Here is a 3,874-nt window from a genome sequence, read left to right as displayed (position 1 = left end):
GACGGCAATCTCGTAGAGCTCGGCGTATATGAAAGCAGCGAGGATTAGCGCGTAAATTTTAAAGGCAAAATTCCAAGCGGAGCGTTAAAATTTAAATTTTCTAAATTTTACCTTTTTACTAAATACCGACAAGGTACGCGGGACGCTATCCAAATCTATATGCGTTTTGCGCATAAAATACTCTTTTAATTCCAGATACTCTTTTTTGCTATAAATCAAAATATTTATAATTCTAAGATCGCCCGTTTCGCCGTATATCACAAGTCGGTCATAGACGCCTAAGCATCTGAAACTGCCATTTTTAAGATGCATCAATATACTCGCTCCAAACAGGCTAATTGCTATCATCGAAATTAGCGCGATCATCGCATGCATTCCGCGCATAACGTATGCGCCCAAAGGCCAAAGCGACAAAAACAGCATTTCGGGTATGCTTATCCTCTGCCGCCGGTCCCAGCGCGGATCAAAACTAATCGCAACGGCGCCGATTTGTTCAAGCTTCAAAGATTTATAAGCTTTATCTTCTTTGTAATATTTAATATCCGAATCGTTAAATACGAAATAGACGCCCTTTTGTTGCTTTCGCCTGATAAAAAACATTACCAAAGCGAAAGGGAGTAGTCTAAAATTTTTAGGCTCAATGGGGTTTACTACGGTAACGACCGAGATGAAGAATAAGCATCCTATAAGCGTAGCAATCGTGGAATATTTCATATAGTCGTAAAAAGCATAGTCTTTTATTATTAGCGGATCTTTGTCGTAGTCTCTGGCTTTATAATTTTGCTGCAAAGAGCCGTTGTCATCCGATATAAAATTTTGCGGCTCTGCGTTATTTTCATAGGCAGAATTCTGATCCGCTTCGGCTTCTAAATTTAAAGCGTCAGGATCGGAATTTTTGGTTTCAGAATTTGAAGCTTCGGAATTTGAAGATTTATAATTCAAGAATTTAGAATTTGAGACTTCGGAATTCGGGGATTCAAAATTCAGGAATTCAGAATTCGAAACTTCAAAATTAGAGACTTCGGAATTCTGGATTTCAGAATTTGAGATTTTAAAATTTTTTCCGTTAAAATTTTGTTTCAAGCCCAGCTTCGGCTCTTGATGCCGCTTTTGTAGTAGCCTTTTTAATTCCTCAAGCCTGTCTTGATCCATTTTTGCTGCCTTTAAATTTTGGACGCGCCATTTTATGCCCTCGCCGCTTAAAGCTCAGTAAATTTTACCGCGCGTCCGTCGCGCGCAGGCAAGCCCGACGAACCGAAACGATGCCGACGGATCAGGCGCCGCGAAACCGCCTTTTTGTACAAAGCTTTAAGCTGATCTGCGGGCCAAATTTCATCTCAAATCGCACAACCGCCTTCTGTGCCGGCGCTTGTCGCGTGAGATCACGCCCGAATAAGTATCATATCCGCCGCGGGCCGCACCGAGGCTTCGACGCCGTGCGGAAAAAAAGGCTCGGACGACAAAAGCCGCGCCTAGCCGTACAAATTTAGCGCGAGCTCGGCTGCTCAAGGCACTTGCAAATTTTATCTATACTTTAGCGTCTGTTTGCAAGCTCGCACAGTCCTTGCGCAGTGCGCCGAAATGGGGTGTCGCCCAATCCGATACAAAATCTAAAACGCGCCAAATCCGGACGATCTAGGCCTTAAAAATGCACTTTAAATTTCGCCCAAAAGCTTCTGCCGGGCTCATAAAGCCTCGTGCCGTTGGGGATAGTCTCGTAGCCTGCGATACCGCCGCCGTAGCCGCCTTTTGAGTTATGATAGGCATATTTGGCGTCGTTTAGGTTTTCCGCCGCTAGCAAAAATTGATAATTTTTGTATTTATAGCCCGCGCTTAGCCCCAGCGTCCAAAAGCTATCGCTCTTGCCCAGGTCCATGCCGCCTACGTCGCCGTAGCCTTTTTGCGCGCGGTTTTGCGACGCGTTAGTGTAGAAGTCGGCTTTGACGAACCAGTCTGGCTTTTCTAAACCGGCGCTTAGTTTAAACGCTAGAGGCGAAACCTTAGGCAGCGCGTCGCCGTCTTTTAGGCCTCCTGCATTTTTAGTCACCTTGCCGTAGACATAGGATACTCCCGCCCCCAGCCTAAACATATCGGCTAGCAGCGTAGTGCCCTCGATCTCGCCGCCGTATAGCAGGGCGTCGGTATTAAAGGCGTCTGAGGACATGCCCATAGGATTATATTTTAGCATGATATAATCATCCATCTTTGAGACGAAGAAATTTGCGCTTAGTTCGTAATTTTGATCTTTCAGTACGGCGCCAAAATCCAGCTGAGTATTTCTTTCTTTACGTAGCTCTAAGTTCGCGTCCTTGTTCGTTTCCCAGTGATCAGGTAGTCTTTGTGCATGCCCTAACCCGGCATAAAGCGTTAAATTTTGCAGATATTTTTCGTATCTAAAAAACCCTGAGAATAAATTTTCTTTCCTGCTCTTATGTGTTTTTAACAGTTTTCTCTCGCCCGCGTCCAGCCTAAGTCCGCCAAAAAGCCCATAGTCGTTTTCTAGGACATATTCGTTTTGAGTGTAGATCGTTTTATACGTTACCTTGCGCTCTTTTACGTGCGGCTTTGATACGGCTGCGTCCATTTCGGCTTTAGATACGCCGGCTCCGCCCGTTCCAGCGCCTCTCCACTTAAATACATCCTCAGAGTACCCAGCGCCAAGATAGCTTGTTAGATTGTCGAAATTTAGCTCGCCTTCTAGCTTAAAGCCGTACATATCGCGTATCGGGTGGCTGATGCTATATCCCTTGCCGCGCCCCGTGCCCGGCACCACCGGACGCATGGTGAAGTTGTCCATTATATGGTCGATCTGATGATAATACGAGCTTAGCCTGATCTTGTGCTCGCCGACGTCTTGTTCAAATTTGAGTCCGAAAGACTTACGGTCAAACTGCACGCCGTCTCTCATCCTGTCCGCATACGCCGCTTCGCCCTCGCCCAGATCCGTGCTAAGCTGAATGGCGGTAGAATCGGTAGGCGTGATCGTGCCTACGAGTGAGACGCTGTTACGTTTATAGTGTGTATGCATTTTCTGTCCGCCGCCGCTTTTATAGTCGCCGCTTTCATAATGCCCGCCCGAGATCTGCAAGCTGCCCCATTCATTGCCCACGACGGCGTCGGCTACGGTTTCGAAGCGTCTAAAGCTTCCGCCTAGCACGCTAAAATTCCCGCCGAATTGCGTTTTATCTAGTCTTAAAATATCTCGATCGAAGAAAATACCGCCGCTGATGAGCGCTCCATATCTGACGTCCTGCGGACCTTTGACGATGCGCACGGAGTTGTAGTTTTGCGCCGAGATGTAGGTGATGGGCGTATCCATACGCATGCCGCAGCCGCCGTTTAGCGTGCTGCCGTCGATGAGCACGGGCAGTCTGGACGCCGTCTGCGAGCGGTAATAAACCTCGCTGCCGCCTCCGCCCTTGCGCTCCATCGAAAAGCCGCTTAAGTTCAAAAGCGATTTTGCGATGTCGCCGTTTTCTAAAATAGTGTCTTTACCCGCGATCTCCACCTTCGTGGGCTCTTGCAAGATAGATTTTTTAAAATTCGACGATACGATTATCGTGCCTAAATTTACGTCCTTGCTCGCAGTATCGTCTGCGCTCAAGGCGCCGCATAGCAAAACCCCCGCCACAACATAAGATAACTTCATTTTTGATCCTTTGGATATTATGATAAACGATTGCGAAATTTAATCACAAAAAATATTAAATTTATATTAAATTTAATATTTTAAAAAGTTAAAATTTTACGCCGTAAATCCCAAGCCGAAGGGCGCTTCGGAAAAATATATAGCGATCCTTTAATCGCTAGAATTTAAATTTTCTAAATTCTATCTTTTCATTAAAAATCGACATCGTGCGTTGAAGATTGCTTA

At 45.9% G+C, this 3,874-nt stretch carries 2 protein-coding genes; both read right to left on the bottom strand.

All coding sequences use genetic code 11. The features are described from left to right. Nucleotides 1-84 precede the first annotated feature (84 nt). Nucleotides 85-1,152 carry a hypothetical protein gene (locus Q0236_RS02025; protein ID WP_297914451.1) on the bottom strand — a complete coding sequence of 356 codons (1,068 nt, stop codon included), beginning with the start codon at nucleotides 1,150-1,152 and terminating at the stop codon, nucleotides 85-87. A gap of 490 nt (nucleotides 1,153-1,642) precedes the next feature. After that, nucleotides 1,643-3,649, bottom strand: coding sequence for a TonB-dependent receptor (locus Q0236_RS02020; RefSeq protein ID WP_297914449.1), 2,007 nt, complete (start codon nucleotides 3,647-3,649; stop codon nucleotides 1,643-1,645). Nucleotides 3,650-3,874 lie beyond the last annotated feature (225 nt).

It is taken from the genome of uncultured Campylobacter sp. (genome assembly GCF_938031315.1).
Taxonomy (GTDB): Bacteria; Campylobacterota; Campylobacteria; order Campylobacterales; family Campylobacteraceae; genus Campylobacter_B.
This window is presented reverse-complemented; position numbering and strand designations above follow the sequence as displayed.

What these genes read in the sequence shown, in the direction of transcription:
- Q0236_RS02025 (WP_297914451.1), bottom strand. Translation starts at nt 1,152, where the DNA reads ATGGATCAAGACAGGCTTGAGGAATTAAAAAGGCTACTACAAAAGCGG.
- Q0236_RS02020 (WP_297914449.1), bottom strand. Translation starts at nt 3,649, where the DNA reads ATGAAGTTATCTTATGTTGTGGCGGGGGTTTTGCTATGCGGCGCCTTG.